The 22300-nt window shown below is 53.0% G+C and carries 17 protein-coding genes and 5 pseudogenes; 9 read left to right on the plus strand and 13 right to left on the minus strand.

Annotation, left to right across the window (positions count from 1 at the left end):
• Positions 1 to 68: 68 nt before the first annotated feature.
• Positions 69 to 599 carry a cytochrome b561 gene (gene cybB / locus GA0061070_RS05040; RefSeq protein ID WP_090134202.1) on the minus strand — a complete coding sequence of 177 codons (531 nt, stop codon included), beginning with the start codon at positions 597 to 599 and terminating at the stop codon, positions 69 to 71.
• A 187-nt stretch (positions 600 to 786) separates the two neighbouring features.
• Here cybB and gap point away from each other — a divergent pair.
• Together gap and GA0061070_RS05050 are read left to right on the plus strand one after the other, a co-directional pair.
• Positions 787 to 1788 (plus strand): annotated as a pseudogene (gene gap / locus GA0061070_RS05045) (type I glyceraldehyde-3-phosphate dehydrogenase).
• Positions 1789 to 1877: 89 nt separating this feature from the next.
• Positions 1878 to 2804 (plus strand): alpha/beta hydrolase, encoded by a 927-nt coding sequence (locus tag GA0061070_RS05050; RefSeq protein WP_090134204.1) that lies wholly within the window; start codon positions 1878 to 1880, stop codon positions 2802 to 2804.
• A 32-nt stretch (positions 2805 to 2836) separates the two neighbouring features.
• Here GA0061070_RS05050 and GA0061070_RS26130 read toward each other — a convergent pair.
• From GA0061070_RS26130 to GA0061070_RS05075, 5 genes and pseudogenes are all read right to left on the minus strand, one after another.
• Positions 2837 to 2968, minus strand: a pseudogene (locus GA0061070_RS26130) (hypothetical protein); the annotation flags it as partial.
• 143 nt (positions 2969 to 3111) lie between these two features.
• Entirely contained in the window at positions 3112 to 3543 is a 432-nt protein-coding gene (locus GA0061070_RS25930; protein ID WP_090134288.1) for a hypothetical protein, read from the minus strand.
• Positions 3544 to 4039: pseudogene (locus GA0061070_RS05065) on the minus strand (hypothetical protein); the annotation flags it as partial. It abuts the gene before it with no gap.
• A 24-nt stretch (positions 4040 to 4063) separates the two neighbouring features.
• A pseudogene (locus GA0061070_RS05070) lies at positions 4064 to 4189 on the minus strand (recombinase family protein); the annotation flags it as partial.
• Positions 4190 to 4336: 147 nt separating this feature from the next.
• Entirely contained in the window at positions 4337 to 5137 is an 801-nt protein-coding gene (locus GA0061070_RS05075) for a YdcF family protein (protein ID WP_090134207.1), read from the minus strand.
• Positions 5138 to 5532: 395 nt separating this feature from the next.
• On the opposite strand from GA0061070_RS05075, the gene GA0061070_RS05080 reads away from it, so the two are divergent.
• The 4 genes from GA0061070_RS05080 to GA0061070_RS05095 are packed head-to-tail and all read left to right on the plus strand — an operon-like array spanning position 5533 to position 10347.
• Complete coding sequence (locus tag GA0061070_RS05080; protein ID WP_090134208.1) at positions 5533 to 7185, plus strand: MFS transporter; 1653 nt, start codon at positions 5533 to 5535, stop codon at positions 7183 to 7185.
• Between the two features lie 19 nt (positions 7186 to 7204).
• A complete protein-coding gene (locus tag GA0061070_RS05085; protein ID WP_090134210.1) occupies positions 7205 to 8287 on the plus strand; it encodes an HlyD family secretion protein in 1083 nt (360 codons plus the stop codon).
• The gene (locus GA0061070_RS05090) at positions 8284 to 9660 is read left to right on the plus strand and encodes an efflux transporter outer membrane subunit (protein ID WP_090134211.1); all 1377 of its coding nucleotides are present in this window, start codon (positions 8284 to 8286) and stop codon (positions 9658 to 9660) included. The genes GA0061070_RS05085 and GA0061070_RS05090 overlap by 4 nt, the downstream gene beginning before the upstream one ends.
• A gap of 24 nt (positions 9661 to 9684) precedes the next feature.
• Complete coding sequence (locus GA0061070_RS05095; RefSeq protein WP_090134212.1) at positions 9685 to 10347, plus strand: O-methyltransferase; 663 nt, start codon at positions 9685 to 9687, stop codon at positions 10345 to 10347.
• Positions 10348 to 10420: 73 nt separating this feature from the next.
• On the opposite strand, the gene hrpA is transcribed toward GA0061070_RS05095, so the two are convergent.
• On the minus strand, positions 10421 to 14323 hold the full coding sequence (hrpA, locus tag GA0061070_RS05100) for an ATP-dependent RNA helicase HrpA (RefSeq protein WP_090134214.1): 3903 nt from the start codon (positions 14321 to 14323) through the stop codon (positions 10421 to 10423).
• A gap of 198 nt (positions 14324 to 14521) precedes the next feature.
• Between hrpA and azoR the strand changes: the two genes are divergently transcribed.
• Positions 14522 to 15127 carry an FMN-dependent NADH-azoreductase gene (gene azoR, locus GA0061070_RS05105; protein ID WP_007371993.1) on the plus strand — a complete coding sequence of 202 codons (606 nt, stop codon included), beginning with the start codon at positions 14522 to 14524 and terminating at the stop codon, positions 15125 to 15127.
• Positions 15128 to 15277: 150 nt separating this feature from the next.
• On the opposite strand, the gene GA0061070_RS05110 is transcribed toward azoR, so the two are convergent.
• From GA0061070_RS05110 to GA0061070_RS05120, 3 genes are read right to left on the minus strand one after another with little or no spacing between them, the layout of a single operon-like run.
• Entirely contained in the window at positions 15278 to 15616 is a 339-nt protein-coding gene (locus GA0061070_RS05110; RefSeq protein ID WP_090134216.1) for a YdbL family probable chaperone protein, read from the minus strand.
• Positions 15617 to 15626: 10 nt separating this feature from the next.
• Positions 15627 to 15818, minus strand: coding sequence for a YnbE family lipoprotein (locus GA0061070_RS05115; RefSeq protein ID WP_007371989.1), 192 nt, complete (start codon positions 15816 to 15818; stop codon positions 15627 to 15629).
• Positions 15815 to 18454, minus strand: coding sequence for a YdbH family protein (locus tag GA0061070_RS05120; protein WP_090134218.1), 2640 nt, complete (start codon positions 18452 to 18454; stop codon positions 15815 to 15817). Before GA0061070_RS05120 ends, GA0061070_RS05115 begins: the two co-directional genes overlap by 4 nt.
• 492 nt (positions 18455 to 18946) lie before the next feature.
• Between GA0061070_RS05120 and GA0061070_RS05130 the strand changes: the two genes are divergently transcribed.
• Positions 18947 to 19936, plus strand: a complete 990-nt coding sequence (locus GA0061070_RS05130; RefSeq protein ID WP_090134223.1) for a 2-hydroxyacid dehydrogenase — start codon at positions 18947 to 18949, stop codon at positions 19934 to 19936.
• Positions 19937 to 20050: 114 nt separating this feature from the next.
• Positions 20051 to 20479, plus strand: coding sequence for a heat shock protein HslJ (gene hslJ, locus GA0061070_RS05135; RefSeq protein WP_090134225.1), 429 nt, complete (start codon positions 20051 to 20053; stop codon positions 20477 to 20479).
• On the opposite strand, the gene GA0061070_RS05140 is transcribed toward hslJ, so the two are convergent.
• From GA0061070_RS05140 to cspE, 3 genes and pseudogenes are all read right to left on the minus strand, one after another.
• Positions 20473 to 20739 carry a putative hemolysin gene (locus GA0061070_RS05140; RefSeq protein WP_090134227.1) on the minus strand — a complete coding sequence of 89 codons (267 nt, stop codon included), beginning with the start codon at positions 20737 to 20739 and terminating at the stop codon, positions 20473 to 20475. The genes hslJ and GA0061070_RS05140 overlap by 7 nt on opposite strands.
• A 760-nt stretch (positions 20740 to 21499) precedes the next feature.
• Positions 21500 to 21580 (minus strand): annotated as a pseudogene (locus GA0061070_RS05145).
• Between the two features lie 14 nt (positions 21581 to 21594).
• Positions 21595 to 21807, minus strand: coding sequence for a transcription antiterminator/RNA stability regulator CspE (cspE, locus tag GA0061070_RS05150; RefSeq protein ID WP_043953526.1), 213 nt, complete (start codon positions 21805 to 21807; stop codon positions 21595 to 21597).
• Between the last annotated feature and the right edge of the window lie 493 nt (positions 21808 to 22300).

Raw genomic sequence — 22300 nt, forward strand, 5'->3', positions numbered from 1 at the left:
CCCCATAGAGTGGCGAAGGACGCCCGAAGCTTAGCCCGATAAACTTAGCACTATCGGGCAGAAAACCTTTAGCTGTGTTTTTTCGGCATCATCCGCAACAGCGTATTGTCTTTATAGTAGTAATGATGTACCAGCGCCGCCGCTGCATGCAGGCCAATAACAAAATAGCCCAGATTAGCCAGCAATTCGTGGTACTCCTTCAGCGTATCCACCAGATCAAAGTTAGCCTCCGACGCATACGGCATCACCATGCCGAACGCGATCCACGGCTCGCCACGGTTGTACATCATCAGCAGGCCAATAACAGGCAGAACAATAAACAGCAGATAAATTACCAGATGGCCCAGATGCGCCAGCCCGGTCATCATAGGTGAGGGTTTGGGCACAATCGGTGGCGTTGGGTTTTTTAACCGCGCCAGCAAACGAGCAACCATGAGAACAAGAATAGAAATACCGCAGGAGATATGCACCATGTTAAACCACGGACGGTAGCTGCGCGGCGCAAATCCGCGAAACTCCATGGCGCAATAAGCGGTTACGATTAGCAGAAACACCAACCAGTGAAGGGTGATTTGCACGGAGGAATATTTACTGCGCATAAGACGATCCTGAAAGAATAGCAGAACGCCAACATAGCCGTATTTCCTTAAAAATTCATTAACTTTTCCTCTTTAGCATTCAGTCATTTACCCTTCGTTTAACGCGATTCATTTGCTCAACAATCCCCTCCAGGCTATCACTGATGAGTGCAATAACATGATCATGACCTGAAAAGCGGAGTGAATTATGAGCAAAATTGGCATCAATGGATTCGGGCGTATTGGACGTCTGGTACTGCGTCGTCTGCTGGAAACCAACAGTAGCGCGGAAGTTGTCGCAATTAACGATCTCACCTCACCAAAAGTGCTGGCCTATTTATTGAAGCATGATTCTAACTACGGTCCATTCGGCTGGAACGTAGATTTCACTGAAGATTCGCTGATCGTCAACGGTAAAAGCATCACTGTCTATGCTGAGAAAGAGGCGAAACACATCCCGTGGAGCCGCGCCGGCGCTGAGATCATTGTGGAATGTACTGGTTTCTATACTTCGGCTGAAAAATCACAGGCGCATCTGGAAGCTGGTGCGAAAAAAGTGCTTATCTCCGCGCCTGCCGGTGAGATGAAAACCGTGGTGTTTAACGTCAATGACGAAACCATCAATGCTGAAGACACCATTATTTCGGTCGCCTCCTGCACCACCAACTGTCTCGCACCGATGGCCAAAGCGCTATAGGACAATTTCGGCATCAAAGTCGGCACTATGACCACCATTCACGCCTATACCGGTACGCAGGCGCTGGTCGATGGGCCGCGCGGCAAAGATCTGCGAGCCTCGCGCGCAGCAGCGGAAAACATCATCCCGCACACCACAGGTGCGGCAAAAGCGATCGGCCTGGTGATCCCGGCGCTGAGCGGCAAACTGAAAGGCCATGCACAGCGCGTTCCGGTGAAAACCGGCTCGGTAACTGAACTGGTCTCCATTCTGGAGAAGAAAGTCACCGTCGATGAGATCCACCAGGCGCTGAAAAAAGCCACTGAAAATAATGAATCCTTCGGCTATACCGATGAAGAGATTGTTTCGTCGGATGTTATTGGCAGCCATTTTGGTTCGGTGTTCGATGCCACGCAGACAGAAATTACCGAAGTAGGCGATCTACAACTGGTAAAAACTGTCTCCTGGTACGATAACGAGTATGGTTTTGTCACCCAACTCGTGCGTGTACTGGAAAAATACCGCGCGCTTTAACCTTCACATAAGCCGGATGATGCAACGTTTACCTGGCCTGTGCTGAGTGCGGGCCAGGTAAGTACAAGCGCCATCAGGCGAGGCAAGACATGAGAAATATCAGCCCGGAAGATTTATTAACGTTAATGAAGGTCGCAGTGCAGCACGCCAGTAAGTTTCCCATCTGGCCGCAGGGAGAAGCGCCAGGCGCCGCTGCCAGCCCGGTGCGTTTTCAACTCGAAACGTTTCACACCGGGCCGACACCGTTTGACCGCTCAGTCACCGGCGTTCGCGCCCCGGAAATCACCGTTTACGCCCCGCAAAACCCCAACGGCGTAGGGATCCTTATCACGCCAGGCGGTTCTTATCGTCGGGTGGTACTGGATAAAGAAGGTAGTGCACTGGCTCCCTGTTTCAATGCCAAAGGGTATACCTTGTTTGTGATGACCTACCGGCTCCCGGCAGATCAGCATGCTGAAGGCGCGGATGCGCCGCTGGCGGATATACAGCGCGCAATGCGCACGATCCGCGCCCGCGCCGGGGAGTGGAAACTGGATCCCACAAAGCTCGGCGTGATGGGTTTTTCCGCAGGTGGTCATGTCGCCGCCAGCCTCGGCACGCGCTATGACGAAGTAGTTTATCCGCCGTCTGACGACATCGACCACCAGAGTGCGCGCCCGGCATTTATGGCGCTGGTTTATCCGGTTATCACCATGCAAGCTGAAATTGATCACCCGATTTCCCGCCAGCAACTGATTGGCGAGTCACCGGCTGACGAACAGGTACATCACTATTCCCCTGAACAGAATGTTAACAACGAAACACCGCCGGTTTTTTTGTTGCATGCGGTGGACGATCCGGCGGTGAAGGTAGAGAATAGCCTGCTGATGTTTACCGCGCTGCGCCGTCTTGGCGTACCGGTAGAGATGCATCTGTTTGAGCAGGGAAAACACGGTTTTGGTATTCGTGATACGCTGGGTTTGCCTGCCGCCGCCTGGCCCGAACTGATGATGGCATGGATAGCGACAAAAGTGTGACATGCGCCCCCGCCTGGCGGGGTCACACATTATCAGGATTGCAGATAAACCATCTGCGTTTGCAGATACTCGTTCAGGCCATGACGCCCATCCGCCCCGCCAATCCCGGACTTACGCCACCCGGCGTGGAAACCCTGCATCGCTTCAAAGTTCTCACGGTTAATAATATAGGCGCTTTGTCACCCAGCACCACACGCGCTACTTTCTGTTCCACACGTTCCAGTGCGACGGCATTGATAAGTGGCCCCCATGGCAATGTCGTTACGCTGCGCCGGATCGCCGAACTGTACCCCAGAGATATATCAATTTAATCAGCATGCTCACGTCGATAAATTTCGACACTAACCAAATCTAATTTAGACAAGCTGTAAAACGACACAACGTCTTGACTCCGTGGAGATCGCCAACATTCAGCTTCTGTTTGACATTGCTTTTGCTGTTCATATCCTTCTGATATCAGGTAGTTACGAATTTTACTAGTATCGGTCGTACCATTGAACTGAATACCATAGACAAAAGCTTGTGGACCACTGATATTGCTATAACTGAATTCGTAGTTATCAGATATACGTGGCATTTTCTTAAGCAATTCAGGTGTGTAGTAATTGTATTCCCGCGTGTCTCTTTCGGTATAATTAGCACTGCTGGCGAATCCCATCGTCAGATACGGCCAGCTCAATGTCAGTGCGACACCAACAAGCAGCAACACAACAGAAAATACGGTTATAAATTTTCTCATAATTTTTCCGTAGTGATCCCAGCGCTTTAGCGCCTCTTCTTTGCTGACAGCCCGTAGCTGAGGGAAAGGATTCTGAACCGACACTACCCGATAAAAACCCAGCAAATCAGAGACCAAATCCTCACCACTAAAACCGTGTCGTCACCAGGTTATTGGGAAACGATCCCTGAAATGCCTCAAACTTGCGTGCCATCGTCATCATCATCGCCAAGGCAATGCTTTTCTGTTCCCAGTAAGGCCTGCCGCGCCGTATCCGCCAAGTCATCACCTTTCCTGACCGAAGTTGCCCCCTCAGACCAGTCATTCCCTGTGAATACCTGACATCATAAAATTCCTTCCCTGATGATTCACCTTGAGCAATTAATCTCAACAGCTCTCGAATATCTGTGCCCTAAGCATGCTCCAGATCCACCCATCCCAGAACTTCTGTATAAACAAGCCCCCTGTTTCCATAAGGTGCCTGAGCACCATCAATAATTTCCGATCGCTTACTCATCCTGAGTCTTCTTCAGCGACAGCCGAGATCAATTGCATTTCGTCCAGGACGATCCAGTTTGGTGACAATCAGCACATCGCCATTTTCCATTCTGTCGAGCAGCCGGGTAAACCCCGGTCGCTCGCTGGCAGCAACGCTTATTGTTAAGTAAGCTATCCCCGGCGCGGCATTGCTCAGGAGCAGCATCAGCTTTTGTGAGTGAACTCATAAAAAACAGCGCAAGATCGCAACAAATAAATCGCAAGTGCGAGGAATATAATGCCCGTTTGCTACATATTTAGCGCAAACGGGCATTATTCACAGGGAACGGCTGGCGAGCACGGCAGCAAGGATCTCATCGGCAATCAACACCTGCCAGGCCTCTTCCACTGCGGGTGGAAAATCAACGTGAACCAGAAAATCACGCCCTTTCGGCCCGTAGCCCGTGGCATCATCACGGAGGCGGGGAACTTCCCCCATCATCAGAGACAGGTAGCGATCCACAGCCCACAGCCCCTCCTGCTGCGGCTGGAAAGCCAGACCTGCCGCCGTATTGCATAAGCGGGGTGTAATACCTGGCCAGCTTAGCCAGTGCGGTGCGTCTGCACATTGCTGGCTTACACGGGCAAAGGTGGCGACGGTGCGGCGCTGCATCGTTGGGTCCTGCACCACCATTGCCGTTTTCGGTTTTATCCCCTTAGAAAGCAGCAAATCAATGCTAAATCGTGCATTTTCACCGCTGTTTTTTGATTTATCTTCAATCAACAGTTGAGAATCATCAAGATTCCAGAAGTGACGCCCGATATCCGCCATGATCGCCGCTTCACTGCGCCCGGTCGTGTGCAGCACGTTATAGCGGGGATGGTGCGCAACAGCGTCATACAGAAACGTCGTGGAGTGTCCCACTCCCCCCGTAACCAGCAACGGCGTGTTCAACGCCGCTGCCAGTGCACAGGCCGCATCGATGGTCGGTATCACCGCATTACCCGCGAGGATCACCACCTCCGCGTGTACAGGCGTGGGTTTACCGGCAAAATCATTTTGCGCCAGCCATTCACCCAGCGTATTCGCCGCTGCCAGCGTGGTTTCCTGCAATGCGGGAAATGTTGGTATCTGCATCAAAATCTCCTTTGCTTAACCCGTCAGGGACTAACCAAAATAACCGGGTTGCACGCAAAACGGTAGCCATGGGATAAACCCGCGCGTCCTGATTTCTCATCGCTCAGACACTCTTTATCGTACGGTGGGCCAGTTAAAATAGTTACTGTACTCAGTGTGACAGTGTCACATGTGAACGATTATTTTTATCATTTAAGCCGTGTACCCTGCGCGGGTAACCTATATTTTTCTTATTCACTTGCATCATCTTTATTTACACAAGTAATATAATTAGCACACTAACAATTAAACAAATAAAAAGCTTTCCAGGATAACTGTGAACTTTGCTGTCTTCAGCTACGCTCCGCCACATACGACAAAACGCAGGGAAACCTGCTTCGCGAGGTTAAGAAGTAATGCGTTTGCCGACAAGCGATCCGTACGCTCCGCACGAATGGGCCACTCACGAAAAACCCACGTTGTTGGGTTCTCCCTCAACGCCTTACCACAGTACGCCGCGCCGTATTGCCTACGGTATTGTTGGCCTGCTGGTCTGTTTGACCGGCGCGCTCGGCAATGCAATGGTGACGGCCAACCTGCAAAACCTTCAGGGCACGTTCGCGGCCTGGTCAACGGAAATCGCCTGGCTGCCTGCGGTATATGTGATGACCAACGCCTCTATCAACCTGCTGCTGGTAAAGTTCCGCCAGCAGTATGGGCTGCGCGCCTTTACGGAAGGATTTCTGGTGCTGTATGTGTTGGTAGCCTTTTGTCACCTGTTTATTAACGATCTCAGTTCGGCGATGTTTGTACGCGCCGCACACGGCATGGTTGCCGCCGCGCTCAGTTCGCTCGGCATTTACTATCAGATCCAGGCGTGGCCAGCAAAGCATCGTCTGAAGGCGTTAACCATTGGTATTACGGGTTCGTCACTGGCGATCCCAATGGCCCGCCTCTTCTCCAGCGAACTGCTACAGCTTAATGAGTGGCGTGGGCTTTATCTGTTTGAACTGGGGCTGGCACTCATCTCCCTGGGCTGCGTGATCGCCCTGAAATTGCCGCCGGGTGATCGTAAAAAAGTATTCGAAAAGAAGGATTTCATCACCTTCTTTCTGCTGGCCCCGGGCATAGCGCTGCTGTGCGCGGTGTTATCGCTGGGTCGCCTCGACTGGTGGTTCGAAGCACCCTGGATTGGCTGGGCGCTGGCGGCTGCGGTGGTTCTGATCATTTCTGCCATTGTGTTTGAGCATAACCGCAGTAACCCGCTGCTCAATACTCGCTGGCTTTCCAGTGGCAGTATTGTGCGTTTGGGACTGATTATGCTGTTGATCCGCATCGTGCTGGCAGAGCAGAACACCGGCGTTTTCGGCTGGCTACAATACGTGGGATTGCAGAATGATCAGATGACGAAACTGGCATGGTCGATCCTGACGGGAATCATCTGCGGCATTGCCGCCAGTTGCCTGACTATCAAGCCCCAGCGGCTGGCGTGGCCGATTGTCACCTCGCTGGTGTTAATGATTATCGCCTCGCTGATGGACAGCCACTCCACCAGTCTTACGCGACCTAACCAGCTCATCATCAGCCAGTTTTTACTCGGTTTTGCCAGCGCCTTTTTTATTGCGCCAGCGATGCTCGCAGGCATTGGCGGCGTGATAGCTGAGCCGCGAAATCTGGTCAGCTTTTCTGTGCTGTTCGGCATGAGCCAGAACATTGGCGGCCTGCTAGGCTCGGCAATCCTCGGTACGTTCCAGACATGGCGCGAGAAATACCACTCCAGCCTGCTCGCCGACCAACTCACTACCCTTAATCCGCTGGTGAATGAGCGATTGCAGCTCTACAGCCAGATGTACCAGAGCATGCTCGGCGACAGTTCGCTATTGAGCACCCAGGCCGTGACGCAACTGCAAACGGTCTCTACGCTGGAAGCCAACATTCTGGCCTACAACGATACCTATCTGCTGACGGCCAGTATCGCCGCCGCCACGCTTATCTGGATTTTATGGCGTTTGTTGCGTCTGAATATTACCGCACGCCTCGCGTTAAAGCGGGCGACTGGAAGCAAATAATAATGTTACTGGAGTGTTTATGAGCCAGCAGGATGCCGCCAAAGAGCGCGCCAGCACCCGCAATAATGTTCGCATTGTTTCCCTCTTTACCGCCGCCGCCATTGGCCTCGTCGGTGTGCTGGTGATCCTCTATGCGTGGCAATTGCCGCCGTTCACCCGCCATATAGAATTTACCGACAACGCTTATGTGCGCGGGCAAACCACCTTTATCAGCCCGCAGGTCAATGGCTATATCACCGAGGTACCGGTACAGGATTTTGTCTGGTTGAAGAAAGGCGATCTGATTATGCAGATCGACGATCGCATTTATCGCCAGCGTGTGGATCAGGCCAAAGCAACGCTGGCGATGAAAAAAGCCGCGCTGGCCAATAATCTTCAGCAGCGCAAAAGCGCAGAAGCGGTGATTGAACGTAACAAAGCGGCGCTGGCCAGCGCCAAAGCGCAGGATCTGAAATCACAGGCGGATTTAAAACGCGTCAAAGCGTTGACTGCCGACGGTTCGTTGTCAATTCGTGAGCGCGATGCCGCCCTTGCGACAGCGGCGCAAAACACCGCCAGTATCGCGCAGGCTGAAGCGACGCTGGAGATGTCGCGCCAGGATCTGCAAACCACAATCGTCAATCGTGCTTCACTGCAAGCGGATGTGGAAAACGCCGAGGCGGCGCTGGAACTGGCACAAATCGACCTGCAAAACACCCGCATTGTCGCCCCACAAGATGGGCAACTGGGGCAAATCAGCGTGCGGCTTGGCGCGTATGTCACTGCCGGTACGCACCTTACTTCGTTGGTTCCGTCACAGCGCTGGGTGATCGCTAATCTGAAAGAGACGCAACTGGCGGATGTCGTCGTCGGCCAGCCAGTACGTTTTACGGTAGATGCGCTCGATGGCCGTAATTATCACGGCCGTGTCGAGAGTCTCTCCCCGGCAACGGGCGTTGAATTCAGCGCTATCAGCCCGGATAACGCTACCGGTAATTTCGTTAAAATCGCCCAGCGTATTCCGGTGCGCATTCAGGTTGACGGTAACGAAGATGATATTGCCCGCCTGCGTCCTGGGATGTCGGTACAGGTGTACATCGATACCCGGGAGTCGCAAAAATGAGGCGCCTCTCGCTCTTTCTTGCCCTCGCCTTTACGCTGGCGGGCTGCCAGTCTGCTGATGTGCAACAGGCTCAACCGACATTGCAAATTCCGGCCGCCTGGCGCAACGCCAGCGGCCCGATCAGTAAAACAGATAGCGTCTGGTGGCGCAGTTTTCATGACAGCCAGCTTAACCGTTATGTTGATCAGGCGCTACACTATAACAGCGACGTGCTGATTGCCCGCGAACGGGTCAACGAGTACCAGGCGCGGGTTTATGCCACCAACAGCGCGCTGTTCCCGGAACTTGATGCCGGGATTTCTGGCACGCGCGCGCGTTCACAATCAGCAGCGACCGGTTTGCCGATTCACAGCACCCTCTATAAAGGCAGCCTGACGGCCAGCTACGATGTTGATATCTGGGGCGCGAACCGCAGCGCCGCACGCGCAGCGGATGCCTCTCTGGCTGCGCAGAAAGCGGCGGCAGCGGCGGCTGATTTGACCGTCGCCACTAATGTGGCTTCCGGTTATCTCACCTTGTTGTCGCTTGACGAACAATTACGCGTCACGCGAGAAACACTCAAAGCCCGGCAAGAAGCGTGGGCTCTTGCCCGTCGCCAGTATGAGACTGGCTATACTTCTCAACTGGAGCTGATGCAGGCGGATTCCGAACTGCGCGCCACCCGTGCGCAGGTACCAGTGTTACAGCACCAGATAAACCAGCAGGAAAATGCCCTGAGTCTGTTGCTCGGCAGCAACCCTGGCGCGGTCAGCCGCAACACTTTTGCGCAACTGACGCCGCTGAAACTGCCATCGCAATTACCCTCTTCGCTGTTAAACCGCCGTCCGGATATTGTGCAGGCACAGCGCCAGCTCGCCGCCGCCGATGCCTCGCTGGCCTCAAAACAGGCGCAACTGCTGCCGTCGCTCAATCTGACGGCGACCGGCAGTATGCAGGACAGAACCCTGCCGGGCCTGCTTGATAACCCATTACGTTTGTGGAGCCTTGGCGGCAGCATTCTTGCCCCGCTGCTTAACCGCCAGGTGCTGAATGCGCAGGTGGATGTCTCTATGTCGCAACGGAATCAGGCGCTGTACAGCTACGAGAAAACCGTGCGTAACGCGTTTAAAGAGGTGAATGACAGTCTGGACGCCATCACCCGCCTTGGCGAGCAACTAGCCGAACTTGAGGGGCAGCAGCAGGTCGCGCAGGAGACGCTACGCATTGCGCAAAACCGTTACAACAATGGGTATTCCGCCTATCTGGATGTGCTGGATGCCCAGCGCACCTTGTACTCTGCGCAACTCAGTGCGGTGCAGGTGAAAAATAACCTGTTGCTGGCGCAGGTGGATCTCTACCGGGCACTGGGAGGTGGCTGGTCCGGAATTGAATGAATTTGACTAATCAGGAGTGATGTTATGCAGCAGAAGTGGTCCGAAGTTGATGAATACTTAGCGCAAAAACTGATCCCGCAAGATGAGGTCTTAGAGCAGGTACTGGCGAATAACCAGCGCGCCGGGCTTCCGGCGATTGATGTCTCGCCCATGCAGGGGCAATTACTGGCACTGTTAGTCCGTATGGTACGGGCAAAGCGAATTCTGGAAATTGGTACGCTTGGCGGTTATAGCACGCTGTGGATGGCGCGCGAACTGCCGATAAACGGCGAACTGTTAACCCTGGAGGCTGAGCCGCTGCATGCGGCGATTGCCCGCGAAAATATGCATCTTGCTGGAGTAGCGAACCTGGTTACCGTCGCGGAAGGCCCGGCATTGCAGACGCTGGAGAATCTCGGCGAGCGTCCGCCGTTCGATCTGATCTTTATTGATGCCGATAAGCCCAATAACCCCAGCTATCTGAAATGGGCGCTGCACTATTCTCGTCCCGGTACGTTGATTATTGGCGATAACGTGGTGCGCAACGGGGAAGTGACCAATCCAACCTCCACCGATGCCAGCGTGCAGGGCGTGCGTAAATTTATTGATATGTTAGGCAATGATCCGCGCCTGACGGTGACGTCCATGCAGACCGTCGGCGTGAAGGGCTGGGACGGCTTTACGCTGGCCTGGGTAAACGCCATCTAAAAAGGCCGGATAGCGGCTAACGCCCTGTCCGGCCTGGAAGCAGCAAACCGTACATCTCATAAGCGCAGCGCCTTCAGGCGCTGATTTGGTCCATCGCCTGCAAAATGCGCTTATCGGAGATGGGATAAGGTGTTCCGAGCTGCTGGGCGAAATAGCTGACGCGAAGCTCTTCTATCATCCAGCGGATCTCTTTCACATCATCATCATCACGGCGAGCGGGCGGCAGCTTATTCAGCCACTGCTGCCACGCCTGCTGCGTCTGCTCCACTTTCAGCATCTGCGCACGGTCACGATGCGGATCGACCGCCAGTTTCTCCAGCCGTTTCTCGACTGCCTGTAAATAGCGCAGCGTATCCCCCAGACGGCGGAAACCATTGCCGGTCACAAAACCGCGATAAACCAGCCCGCCCATCTGCGCTTTGATATCTGACAGCCCCAGCGCCATTGTCATATCGACACGCCCTTTCAGACGCTTGTTGATATTGAACACCGCAGTGAGGATCTGCTCGACCTGTTTGGCGATCTCAACCACCGTTTCATTCAGTTCGGCGCGCACTTTTTCATGCAGCGCGGCAAAACCCTCTTCCGTCCATACCGGGCCGCCCGCTTCAGCGATCAGCTTATCAACGCCGCAGGAGATACAGTCATCAATCAGATCCAGCACTTTGCCGTACGGGTTAAAATAGAGGCCCAGTTTGGCCTTGTTCGGCAATTTTTCATGCAGATACTTGATGGGCGATGGAATATTCAACAGCAGCAGACGGCGGATACCGCGCCACATTGCCTGTTGTTGTTCCTGCGGATTATCGAACAACTTTATCGCGACACTGTCACGTTCATCCACCAGCGCCGGCCAGGCTTTCACCTTATAGTTGCCGCGTTTCTGCTCGTAGCTTTCCGCAAGTGTGCCGAAACTCCAGATATGCAGCCCGCTCTGCTCAATGCCGTCATCGGCCACCGCAGACAGCGTTTCCTGCACTTTACCTTTCAGACTCTCTTTCAGCTCCGCCAGCGATCGCCCTTCCAGCAGCTTCTTGTTGTTGTCATCCACCACGCGGAAGCTGATTTTCAGGTGATCGGACACCTGATCCCAGTGCCAGTCATCGCGGTCAACGGTCACGCCAGTCATACGACGTAATTCGCGCTCCAGCGCATCCAGCAGCGGCAGTTCCAGCGGCGTAACGCGGCCAAGAAAGGCTTCGGCATAATTCGGCGCCGGAACAAAATTGCGGCGCGTCGGTTTTGGCAGTGATTTGATCAGCGCTATCACTAGCTCGCGGCGCAGGCCGGGGATCTGCCATTCAAAACCACTCTCGTCCACCTGGTTCAGCAACGGCAACGGGATATGTACTGTCACGCCGTCAGCATCCGCGCCAGGCTCAAACTGGTAGCTCAGTCGCAGCTTAAGGTTGCCCTGATGCCAGAAGTTCGGATAGTCGAGTTTGCTGACGTTCTCCGCGCCCTCTTTAATCAGCATATTCTTTTCAAAGTTAAGCAAATCCGGTGCTTCGCGGCTGGCCTTTTTCCACCAGTTATCAAAATGACGGGACGAGATCACCTCGTGGCTGATGCGCTGATCGTAAAACTCAAATAACGTATCGTCATCCACCAGAATGTTGCGGCGGCGGGATTTATGTTCCAGCTCTTCCACTTCAGCACGCAGTTTCAGGTTCTCACGGAAAAAGGCGTGGCGGGTTTGCCAGTCACCTTCCACCAGCGCATGACGAATAAATAACTCGCGGCACAGCGCCGGATCGATCTGGCTGTAGTTCACCTTGCGCGCAGCGACAATCGGCAGCCCGTAAACGGTGACTTTTTCTGTCGCCATCACCGCACCCTGCGCCCGCTCCCAGTGCGGCTCGCTGTACGAACGTTTGATCAGATGCTGTGCAACCGGTTCCACCCACTCCGGATCGATGCGGGCAGCAATACGTCCCCAAAGACGGCTGGTTTCCACCAGCTCCGCGACCATGGTCCATTTTGGGGGCTTTTTAAATAAACCCGAACCGGGGAAGATAGCGAAACGGGCATTGCGTGCGCCGGTATATTCCTGCTTTTCTGCATCCTTCATGCCGATATGCGACAACAGCCCGGTCAGCAGAGCGATATGAATTTCGCGGTACTCTGCCGGTTCGCTGTTCACCGGGATGCCTAACTCTTTCACCACCTGGCGCAGTTGGGTATAGATATCCTGCCATTCGCGCACGCGCAGATAGTTGAGGTAATCTACCCGGCACTGACGGCGGAACTGATTCGATGACAGCGCTTTTTGCTGCTCACCGAGGTAGTTCCACAGGTTCACAAAGGCGAGGAAATCAGACTCTTTGTCGTGGAAGCGTTGATGTTTTTCATCCGACGCTTGTTTTTTATCCAGCGGACGTTCGCGCGGATCCTGAATCGACAACGCCGAGGTGATAATCATCGCTTCACGCACGCAGCCATGTTTCTGTGCTTCCAGTACCATACGCGCCAGGCGCGGATCGACCGGCAGTTGTGAAAGCTGGCGGCCCAGCGGCGTCAGTTTATAGGCGGTTTGCTGCTCATCGGTCGTAATGGCACCAAGCTCTTCCAGCAGGCGCACACCATCCTGAATATTGCGTTTATCCGGCGCTTCAACAAACGGGAATGCGGCGATATCGCCCAGCCCCAGTGCAGTCATTTGCAGAATGACCGACGCCAGGTTGGTACGCAGAATCTCCGGATCGGTAAATTCCGGGCGCGACAGGAAATCATCTTCCGAATAGAGACGAATACAGATCCCTTCCGAAACGCGTCCGCAGCGGCCTTTGCGCTGGTTAGCGGAAGCCTGCGAAACCGGCTCGATCGGTAAACGCTGCACTTTGGTGCGGTAACTGTAGCGACTGATACGCGCCGTGCCTGGGTCGATCACATATTTGATGCCCGGTACGGTCAGCGAGGTTTCGGCTACGTTGGTTGCCAGCACGATACGCCGCCCGCCGTGCGGCTGGAAAACGCGGTTCTGCTCGCTATTCGACAACCGTGCGTACAACGGCAGGATCTCGGTATGGCGCAGATCGCGTTTGCTTAGCGCATCGGCGGTATCGCGAATTTCACGTTCGCCGCTCATAAAGATCAGAATATCGCCCGCGCTTTCACGGCCGAGCTCATCAACCGCATCAAAAATCGCCTGTAATTGATCACGTTCCGTGTCATCCGCTTCTTCAACAATCGGACGATAGCGTACTTCCACCGGATAAGTACGGCCGGAAACCTCAATGATTGGCGCATTGTTGAAATGGCGCGAAAAACGTTGCGGATCGATAGTCGCAGAAGTAATGATGATTTTCAGATCCGGGCGCTTTGGCAGCAGCTCACGCAAGTAACCGAGCAAGAAATCAATGTTCAGGCTGCGTTCGTGCGCTTCATCAATGATGATGGTGTCGTACTGCATCAGCAGACGATCCTGCTGGATTTCCGCCAGCAGGATACCGTCGGTCATCAGTTTAACCATGGTGTTATCGCTGACGTGATCGCTAAAACGGACTTTGTAACCGATGCAGCCGCCCGGTTCAGTTTTCAACTCTTCAGCAATACGGTTTGCCACGGTGCGCGCCGCCAGACGACGCGGCTGCGTGTGGCCAATCAGGCCTTTCACGCCGCGTCCCAACTCCATGCAAATTTTCGGTAGCTGGGTCGTTTTACCGGAACCCGTTTCACCAGCGACGATGACCACCTGGTTATCGCGCACCGCTTCAAGAATGGCCTGTTTTTTCTGGCTGACCGGCAGGTTTTCCGGGTAATCAATTTGCGGACGAGCCGCTTCGCGCAGCGCTACTTTTCCCGCCGCGTCGGTGATCTCTTGCGCTAGTTGGCGCAGCAGCGCCTGCTGAGATTCAGGATTTTTAACTTTCTTACTGCCATGCAGACGGCGAGCGAAGCGTTGTCTGTCGCGCAACATCAGGGGGGCGAGGCGCGTCAATAGATCGGAAATCGTTAAGGTATGTTGTTCTGTCATAACGTTATTGGGCAGAGCACTGCCGGGAAACTGCGTAAGTTCTTAATGGATGTAGAATATCACATCGTGGCGCGGCTTGCCTTGTTCAAGAAATTCGAACATAGGGTTCGATATATTGCGCTATTCATCGCAGAATTTTGTGCATACAGTGTCACGAAATACGGGGCGACCCCATATCAATACAAAAAGGAACCACCCATGAGTAAAGTGTTAGTTCTTAAATCCAGTATTTTGGCAGGGTACTCACAGTCTGGTCAGTTGGCTGATTATTTCGTTGAACAGTGGAGCGCGAAACACGCTGGTGATCAAATCACCGTTCGCGATCTGGCTGCAAACCCGATTCCGGTGCTGGATGGCGAGCTGGTTGGTGCACTGCGTCCGAGCGATGCTCCGCTGACACCACGCCAGCAGGAAGCGCTGAAACTTTCTGATGAGTTGATTGCTGAATTGCAGGCTCATGATGTGATCGTGATTAATGCCCCAATGTACAACTTCAACATCCCGACACAGTTGAAAAACTACTTCGACCTGGTAGCTCGCGCTGGTGTGACCTTCCGTTACACCGAAGCGGGCCCGGAAGGCCTGGTGAAAGGCAAACGCGCGGTGATCCTCTCCAGCCGTGGCGGCATCCACAAAGACACCCCGTCTGACCTGGTTGCACCGTACCTGAAGCTGTTCCTCGGCTTTATCGGCATTACCGACGTGAACTTTGTGTTCGCTGAAGGCATCGCTTACGGCCCGGAAGTAGCTACCAAAGCGCAGACCGATGCCAAAGCGGCTATCGACAGCCTGGTTGCTGCATAAGATATTCTCCCTCTCACCGTCCAGTGGGAGGGGGGTTCCCCGCTCTACCTTGCCCTATAGCGCTTCGTCGCTGTCAGTATCGTTTGTAAAAAACCATCGAACTGTTCGCCTTGCCCGGGAAAGATGTCATGAAGCACCTCAGTGATAAAATCAATGCGCCACTGACGATTTCTTCAGCCATTTACCGTTAATGCCCTGCACATACTCGCCGGGCTGGGCGCGTTCCACCAGTTTCTGGCCCGCCATTTTCGCCACATCATCAACGGAAATGTTGTTGCGATCGGCCAGTTGCTGGTAGCTTTCGGCACGCGCTTTGTTAATGCGATCCACCAGTGCCAGCGTCTCTTTATCGTGGCTTACCGGCGCGACATAACCGGTTAAGGTTTCCCCCACCCGACCTTGTGAGCGGGCTTCATCGAGCGTCAATGCCTGCGCAGTTGTACTGGCGAGGCTCAGCGTCAGCAATACCATCAGCACTCGTTTTTTCATTATGATTGCCTCAGAACAGATCGCTGCGCGATTTCAGCAGGGTTTCAACATCTTTATCCACTTTGATATGGATTTCATGCTCGATCTTCACATTCATATTGATGGTGATCGGCTCTTTCGGTGCCGCCACCTCGATGCGCGGCGTGCAACCAGCCAGCAAGGTGGTGATTGCCAGCACTGGCACGGCTATCGGGGTTTTCATTGTTTTTCCTCACACTTTTCGCCCTTCGCACAGCGCACCTGGGGAAGCGCGGCATGTTGCTCAAGCCATGACTTCAAATTGTCGCCAAAACGTAAACTGCGCCATAAGGTAAAAACGTTTTCCTCATGGGTATAGTTCAAATTCACGGTGCTGCTCTTCCCTTCAACATAGCTGGTGCCACGAATGGCAGCCCGCATTTTTAACACGCCAAGATTATCCAGATCTATCTTTGTCCATGAACGGGAAATTTCCATATAGCGCAACCAGTTGATAGCCGAGCCCGCCGTTATATTGTCGTTCACCACAGCATCCGCAGTATCTTTGTCGATACGCAGCGTCATCGGGCCTGGATTGTGCAGCCAGCCGTCCTTAATTATCCATTGCGGATTATCCAGCCACAGCGGCAGCGCGCCGTCAAAAGGCCCGGAGAGCGCAAACTGCTTCGGATTCACCGCGCTTATCAGCTCGCTGGACGAAATATGGTTGATGCGCACCAGCGCCGGATCGTGCTGCGGCATGCGCAATTGCTGCATGGTCACTTTACCGCCGAGCATATCAACGCTGACATCGCTCAAAATGAGCGGGTTTTCTTCGCTCCACGGCCAGGAGCCCTGTAAATCAGCGGTGATATTTTTGGCTGTCACCTGGTTAACAATTTCGCCAATACGCAGTGATACCGGTCTGCGGGTACCCAGTTGCCAGGCAGCATTGCGGTAGCGGAATGGCAACACAAAATCAACGCCGCTGATTTCATTATCCGGCGTCCAGACGCTGCCGCTTTTCAGCACGCCGTGCCCGCCAGCTTCAAAACCTTGCCCGGCCGCCGCAGAAAACGCCACCTGAGCGTAGAGCGAGCCATCGAGCAGCTTCATCTTCCAGTCTGGTGGGATCAATGGCTGGAAAACGCTGAGCGACTGGCGCGGCCACCAGGCCTGCCCGCGTAATCTTTCGCCGTCCCAGCGGCCATTCACCTGCACAGGGCCGATGACATTGGCACTCAGGGCACCTTTAAACTGAAAATCGGTGGGATTGGCGCCATCGACGCTGAATTTAAGTTGCGAGGCGGGCAAATGGCTGCCGCCGCTAAAGGTTGTTTGTCCGGCATCCAGCACCAACGCGCCGCTGAATTTCGGCTTCTTCTCATCCCGTACCCATTTAACCGGCGCATCCAGCACCAGCCGGGGCGCGCTGATTTGCATCGCACCGTACTGAAGTTGATCAAAACCGGTTGAAAGATCGGTCAGCGTGATGGTGTTGCCCTGCCACTGACCGCGACCGGCAACGTCCCAGCGCGCATTCATCGGCGTAAAATCACCATCCCCCCAGTAACGCCAGCACCACTCGCCATTATCTGGCAAAAAATTCTGTGCCTGCCCGTCAAGATGCAGGAGAAAATCGCCCATCACATTGTCGTGCGCGCGAAGAATAGCCTGCAAACGCCCATCGACGCCCTGCCGGGTCAGTTTTACGCCCGCCAGCGGCCAGCGCACCTCATCAATATTCAGTGAATCGATTACCCGCCCGCGCGAACGCAGCAGTGCGCCAGGCGTAAAGGTCAGTTGCGGTTCATCAAAACTGCCGCTCAGTTGCGCCGGTAATACGGCGTAAAACACCAGATCGCCCTGCTTCGCTTCTCCGGTCAGTTGCAGCGGCATAGCGCTGTCGATCATGCTTAGACGACCCGGCCCGATTGTCAGCACCGCGTTACCTTTACCGGCTTTCCCCTGCGTCAGCACGTTCAGCCGACCACTTATCTGCGCCTTATCCAGCCCCTGCTGCCAGTTGTCAATCTTCAGGCCTACATGCCCACTCAGCGGAAAACCAGCATACGGCCAGTTCCAACGACCATCGTTGATAGCGAGCTGTTCGTCGTCCACCTGCCAGGGTAAGTCAAGCAACGGATCGCTGCTATCGCGCGACATAACAATCGTCTGCCCCTGGTTATCGCGCCACTCCATATCAACATCCACCAGACCGGGTTGTTGAGGCAAAGTGATCGTACTTTGCATCTGGCCATTTACCGGCCATCCATTTGGGACTGCGGGCAGCGTAAATTCGCCGCCGAGCGTGAATGGCGATTGGTTATCAAACAGATGCAACGCGAGCCGGTTAACGCTTAGCGCCTGCCCTTGCAGACGGGCCTCAAGCTGCACGCGCCCACCGTTGTAACTTAAGTGCTGAACTTCAGGTGTCAGCGCCAGCGACAGTTTGCCGCTCCATGATTGCCACGGCGAGACAGTTAACCGATCCACAGTAAGCCAGGTGTAAGGCAGCATCGATTGCCATTCGCTCAGCGTACGCGGCGCGGTTGATGGCGCGTCGTTTGCAGGAAGCTTATTGAGGCAGGCGCTATTGATCGTCAATGTGCCCACGTGCAACTGCCAGCGGCTGGGACGGGTAAGCTCAGCATTCTGGAGCCACGCCAGTTGGCAATCGTCAACCCAGTAGCGCAGATCAGGAATAATCAGTGAAAGGCGGGTAAAGCGCGGACGCTCTTCCAGTGCGATGCGCGTACCAACAGGCAACCAGATCCCGGCAATGGTCGGCACCCATTGCGCCAGCGTCATCAGCAACGTTAGCGGCAGCAGTATCAATAATAAAACCAGTGCGATGGCGGCTTTGTATTTACCCTTCATGGGCAGCTAATATCCTGATTTATCGTGTGATTAAGCCAATTCTGCCGGATATTGTGACATGTTTAACCACTCTGTTAAAAGCGTGAGCCGCTTTAATCATAGTCTGGCTGTTGCATTTTCAGTAACAGAGGACGATATTGCTGCGAAATCATTACGCTATAGGTTTAAGGAATGTTCACTAAAGGTTCTCTGATCCGCGGCTGGTTTGCGGGCGCTACCATTTTCACCTGTTTCACGTTTGGTGATTATCTCAGTGCAAATGTATTTCACGACTCGAAAATTCCATGGATTATCAGCGTACTGCTGGCTTTTATCATTAACTGGGCCTCCAACAGCACTCTCAGGCAACTGCGCTAATACTCTCGGCGCTGCTGGCAGTTATACTGAGAGCAGACACATTTATCATGCCTGTAGTTATCAATAAAATTTGAAAGTTTACTTAATAATTTTAATTGGTGATAATGCCGACAGGAAACCGTTGGAGAAAGTCTTATGAAGCTCGCGATATATAGCACAAAGCAATACGATAAAAAGTATTTGCAGCAGGTAAACGAGAATTATGGCTACGATCTTGAATTTTTTGACTTTTTGTTAACGGAAAAGACCGCCAAAACCGCCAACGGCTGTGAAGGTATCTGTATTTTCGTCAATGATGATGGTAGCCGCCCGGTACTGGAAGAACTGAAAAAAATGGGCGTGAAATTTATCGCGCTGCGCTGTGCCGGGTTCAACAATGTCGATCTTGATGCAGCCAAAGAGCTCGGCCTACAAGTGGTGCGTGTACCTGCCTACTCACCGGAAGCGGTGGCAGAACATGCGATTGGTATGATGATGACACTCAACCGTCGTATTCACCGAGCTTATCAGCGTACCCGTGATGCCAACTTCTCGCTCGAAGGTCTGACTGGTTTTACGATGTACGGCAAAACAGCTGGCGTGATTGGCACCGGCAAAATCGGCGTTGCGGCGCTGCGTATTCTGAAGGGATTCGGTATGCGACTGCTGGCGTTTGATCCCTGGCCGAGCGCAGCGGCGCTGGAGCTGGGCGTAGAATATGTGGATCTTGATACGCTGTTTTCTCAGGCCGACGTTATCTCTCTGCATTGCCCGCTGACGCCGGAAAACTTCCATTTACTGAACCGCACCGCGTTTGAACGCATGAAAGACGGTGTGATGATCATCAACACCAGCCGTGGCGGTCTGATCGATTCGCAGGCAGCGATTGATGCGCTGAAAACGCAGAAAATTGGTGCGCTTGGCATGGATGTGTATGAAAACGAACGCGATCTGTTCTTTGAAGACAAATCCAATGATGTGATTCAGGACGATGTGTTCCGCCGCCTGTCGGCATGCCATAATGTGCTGTTTACCGGCCACCAGGCATTTCTGACCGCCGAGGCGTTGACCAGCATTTCTGAGACCACGCTGGAAAACCTGCGCCAGTTACGTGACGGTGAAAATTGCCCGAACACACTGTTTTAATCGGTTTGTGCGGTTCCCCGGCCAGGGGAGCCGTTTTGAGATTAAAACCCAGTGACACCCTGCTTAACCCTGTTAGAATCCCCCGCCTTTAATGGAAAATTCTTAGACGAAGCGATGAAAAAAATTATTCCCTTAATTGCGTTGAGCGTTGCGCTTTCCGCCTGTGTCAGTTCCCGTACTGATACCCTTAAACCGGAGCAACTGGCTAACCAGCGTTTTGTCCTGGCTACGTTTAACGGCAAAGCACTGACGGCATCTGACCAGAACCCGGTTCCGGAAATAGGTTTTGACAAGGATCTACGCGTCTCTGGCAAAATGTGCAACGGCTTTATGGGCCAGGGCAAACTCTCTGACGGCGCATTAACCGTGAAGCACATGGGCATGACCATGATGATGTGCGCAGATCCGCAACGTAACGAACTGGATCATGCTATCCAGGCCATGCTAAATGATGGCGCGCAGATCGATTTGACCGGCGACCAGTTAACGCTGGCAACGGCATCGCAGACCTTGATTTATACCCGCGTGTCTAACGCTCAGTAATTTCCGCAGCTTCCGGTGGCAAGCGACTGTTCACTACAGCGTTTGCCATTCGGCAATGCACACATACCCACCATCGAACCGTCAAGCTGACGCGCGGCAGATAACGACCCGCCAATCATTGCACAATTTGCCTGACCTTGATTAGACATCGCAGCCTTTATACCCGGCACAACGTGAGCAGCCGTCGCCTGTTGCACAGGTTCGCTACTGCATGCCGACAGCAATAAAACGGCGCACACTACCCCAAACGCAGAACGCATCTCTTTTCTCCCTTTATTAAAGCGAAACCCAAGCATAATAGGCAGCACAGCGCAACACGTCGAGAGATGAAAGTCATCTTTATGCGCTGCAGAAACATTTTTTTGCGTTTTTATCGCCGGACGAAGGCAATAAATGCATTTTGTATCTTCACGGCAAGACCTTTCCGAAGCCTTCCAGGCCGGTTCCCTGGTGGCGGTGGTATCGGCTCCGGTTGTACGAATTCATGTTGTAGATTTCCGCCGCCGGAAATAAAAAAACCTGCTCAGTGAGCAGGTATCTTATAGCGTGTTTTTAATGAACAGGAAGAATTCAACTCTGGAACCTGCGGAAGAATTGCTCAGTCGATTCACGGACGTGCTCATCAGGGTTCTCGGCAATATCCCCCTCTCCTGAAGAATGTCGAACGTAGCTACTTTTTTGCCCGTGAAGCAAGGCAGGAGAAGAACCTGCATAGCCTGCAACTGAACAAAATGACAGAAACAGTAGAAACCATGCAGTTCTCAACGACTTACTCATCATTCATAACCCGTATGTTGTTGGCATTCGAAAACATAGTGGAACAATGAAAGTAAAATGCTGTATGTGATACTTAAACGTATCCAGGAAGCTATGAACAATTACGAGGATTGAAACGTAATAATAAATTCACAGGACGCATTCTTTAAATAAAGAAACTCGGAATCAGGAGCAATGCACAGATATAACCAAACGCTGAAAATAAATAACCCCACCAGGATGGCAGGGTTATCTTGTTAAAATTGGGCCGCCATCAAGGACTCGAACCCCGACTCTACTTCCTGTAAATAAAGCATTGCTCTAACCATGCTGAGCTAATGACGGACAGGGAGTTCTATTTATATGGCGAAAACATTCCCTGCTGACGGGCCTTTTTGCCCATCTTCAATCGTGAATTCTACTTTTTGCCCTTCATTCAGCGTCTTAAAACCGCCGCTCTGGATGGCCGAAAAATGCACGAATACGTCTTTGCTGCCATTGTCAGGCGTGATGAAACCAAACCCTTTGGACTCATTAAACCATTTTACCAAACCAGTCATTTTGTTAGACATAAATATTTCCTCAATACATAGAGCCTTTCGGCGAAAAGGGTTTTCGCACAGAATTAAATTATTAACGATAAGGAGGCTCAAAAAGAAGAATTATCTATGGATAACACTTGTGATGAGGACTGCTTTACTAAACCGCTTTATTACATCTGTGGGCCAAACCAACCACTCATTAGGCACATACATACCAACTTATAGCAAGCTTTATTTTATGCGAACCCACGAGGCGAGATGCCATACAACTGGCGTTAACAATAAAACCACGCCGAATGTTAGAAGAGCATCCTGATAATTTCGGCGAACATTGCAATTATCATGAGGCTAAAATCAACCATTATGCTGCTATCTGTTGCATCCTGCAAACGCGCTATGTGGTGCCAGTAGCGGGTACCAGGCGCCCTGGTCGCAACGGCGTAACCGCTCTCACTCACAGAATGAACACCGGCAAAGTCAAAGAGTGCTACTTACGGGAAAATTGCTGGCTGCATTTCAGTGT

It is taken from the genome of Kosakonia oryziphila, from assembly GCF_900094795.1.
Lineage (GTDB): Bacteria > Pseudomonadota > Gammaproteobacteria > Enterobacterales > Enterobacteriaceae > Kosakonia > Kosakonia oryziphila.

Bases quoted from the DNA above. Each gene is read 5' to 3' on its own strand.
- cybB (WP_090134202.1), bottom strand. From the start codon at position 599: ATGCGCAGTAAATATTCCTCCGTGCAAATCACCCTTCACTGGTTGGTG.
- GA0061070_RS05050 (WP_090134204.1), top strand. From the start codon at position 1,878: ATGAGAAATATCAGCCCGGAAGATTTATTAACGTTAATGAAGGTCGCA.
- GA0061070_RS25930 (WP_090134288.1), bottom strand. From the start codon at position 3,543: ATGAGAAAATTTATAACCGTATTTTCTGTTGTGTTGCTGCTTGTTGGT.
- GA0061070_RS05075 (WP_090134207.1), bottom strand. From the start codon at position 5,137: ATGCAGATACCAACATTTCCCGCATTGCAGGAAACCACGCTGGCAGCG.
- GA0061070_RS05080 (WP_090134208.1), top strand. From the start codon at position 5,533: ATGCGTTTGCCGACAAGCGATCCGTACGCTCCGCACGAATGGGCCACT.
- GA0061070_RS05085 (WP_090134210.1), top strand. From the start codon at position 7,205: ATGAGCCAGCAGGATGCCGCCAAAGAGCGCGCCAGCACCCGCAATAAT.
- GA0061070_RS05090 (WP_090134211.1), top strand. From the start codon at position 8,284: ATGAGGCGCCTCTCGCTCTTTCTTGCCCTCGCCTTTACGCTGGCGGGC.
- GA0061070_RS05095 (WP_090134212.1), top strand. From the start codon at position 9,685: ATGCAGCAGAAGTGGTCCGAAGTTGATGAATACTTAGCGCAAAAACTG.
- hrpA (WP_090134214.1), bottom strand. From the start codon at position 14,323: ATGACAGAACAACATACCTTAACGATTTCCGATCTATTGACGCGCCTC.
- azoR (WP_007371993.1), top strand. From the start codon at position 14,522: ATGAGTAAAGTGTTAGTTCTTAAATCCAGTATTTTGGCAGGGTACTCA.
- GA0061070_RS05110 (WP_090134216.1), bottom strand. From the start codon at position 15,616: ATGAAAAAACGAGTGCTGATGGTATTGCTGACGCTGAGCCTCGCCAGT.
- GA0061070_RS05115 (WP_007371989.1), bottom strand. From the start codon at position 15,818: ATGAAAACCCCGATAGCCGTGCCAGTGCTGGCAATCACCACCTTGCTG.
- GA0061070_RS05120 (WP_090134218.1), bottom strand. From the start codon at position 18,454: ATGAAGGGTAAATACAAAGCCGCCATCGCACTGGTTTTATTATTGATA.
- GA0061070_RS05130 (WP_090134223.1), top strand. From the start codon at position 18,947: ATGAAGCTCGCGATATATAGCACAAAGCAATACGATAAAAAGTATTTG.
- hslJ (WP_090134225.1), top strand. From the start codon at position 20,051: ATGAAAAAAATTATTCCCTTAATTGCGTTGAGCGTTGCGCTTTCCGCC.
- GA0061070_RS05140 (WP_090134227.1), bottom strand. From the start codon at position 20,739: ATGCGTTCTGCGTTTGGGGTAGTGTGCGCCGTTTTATTGCTGTCGGCA.
- cspE (WP_043953526.1), bottom strand. From the start codon at position 21,807: ATGTCTAACAAAATGACTGGTTTGGTAAAATGGTTTAATGAGTCCAAA.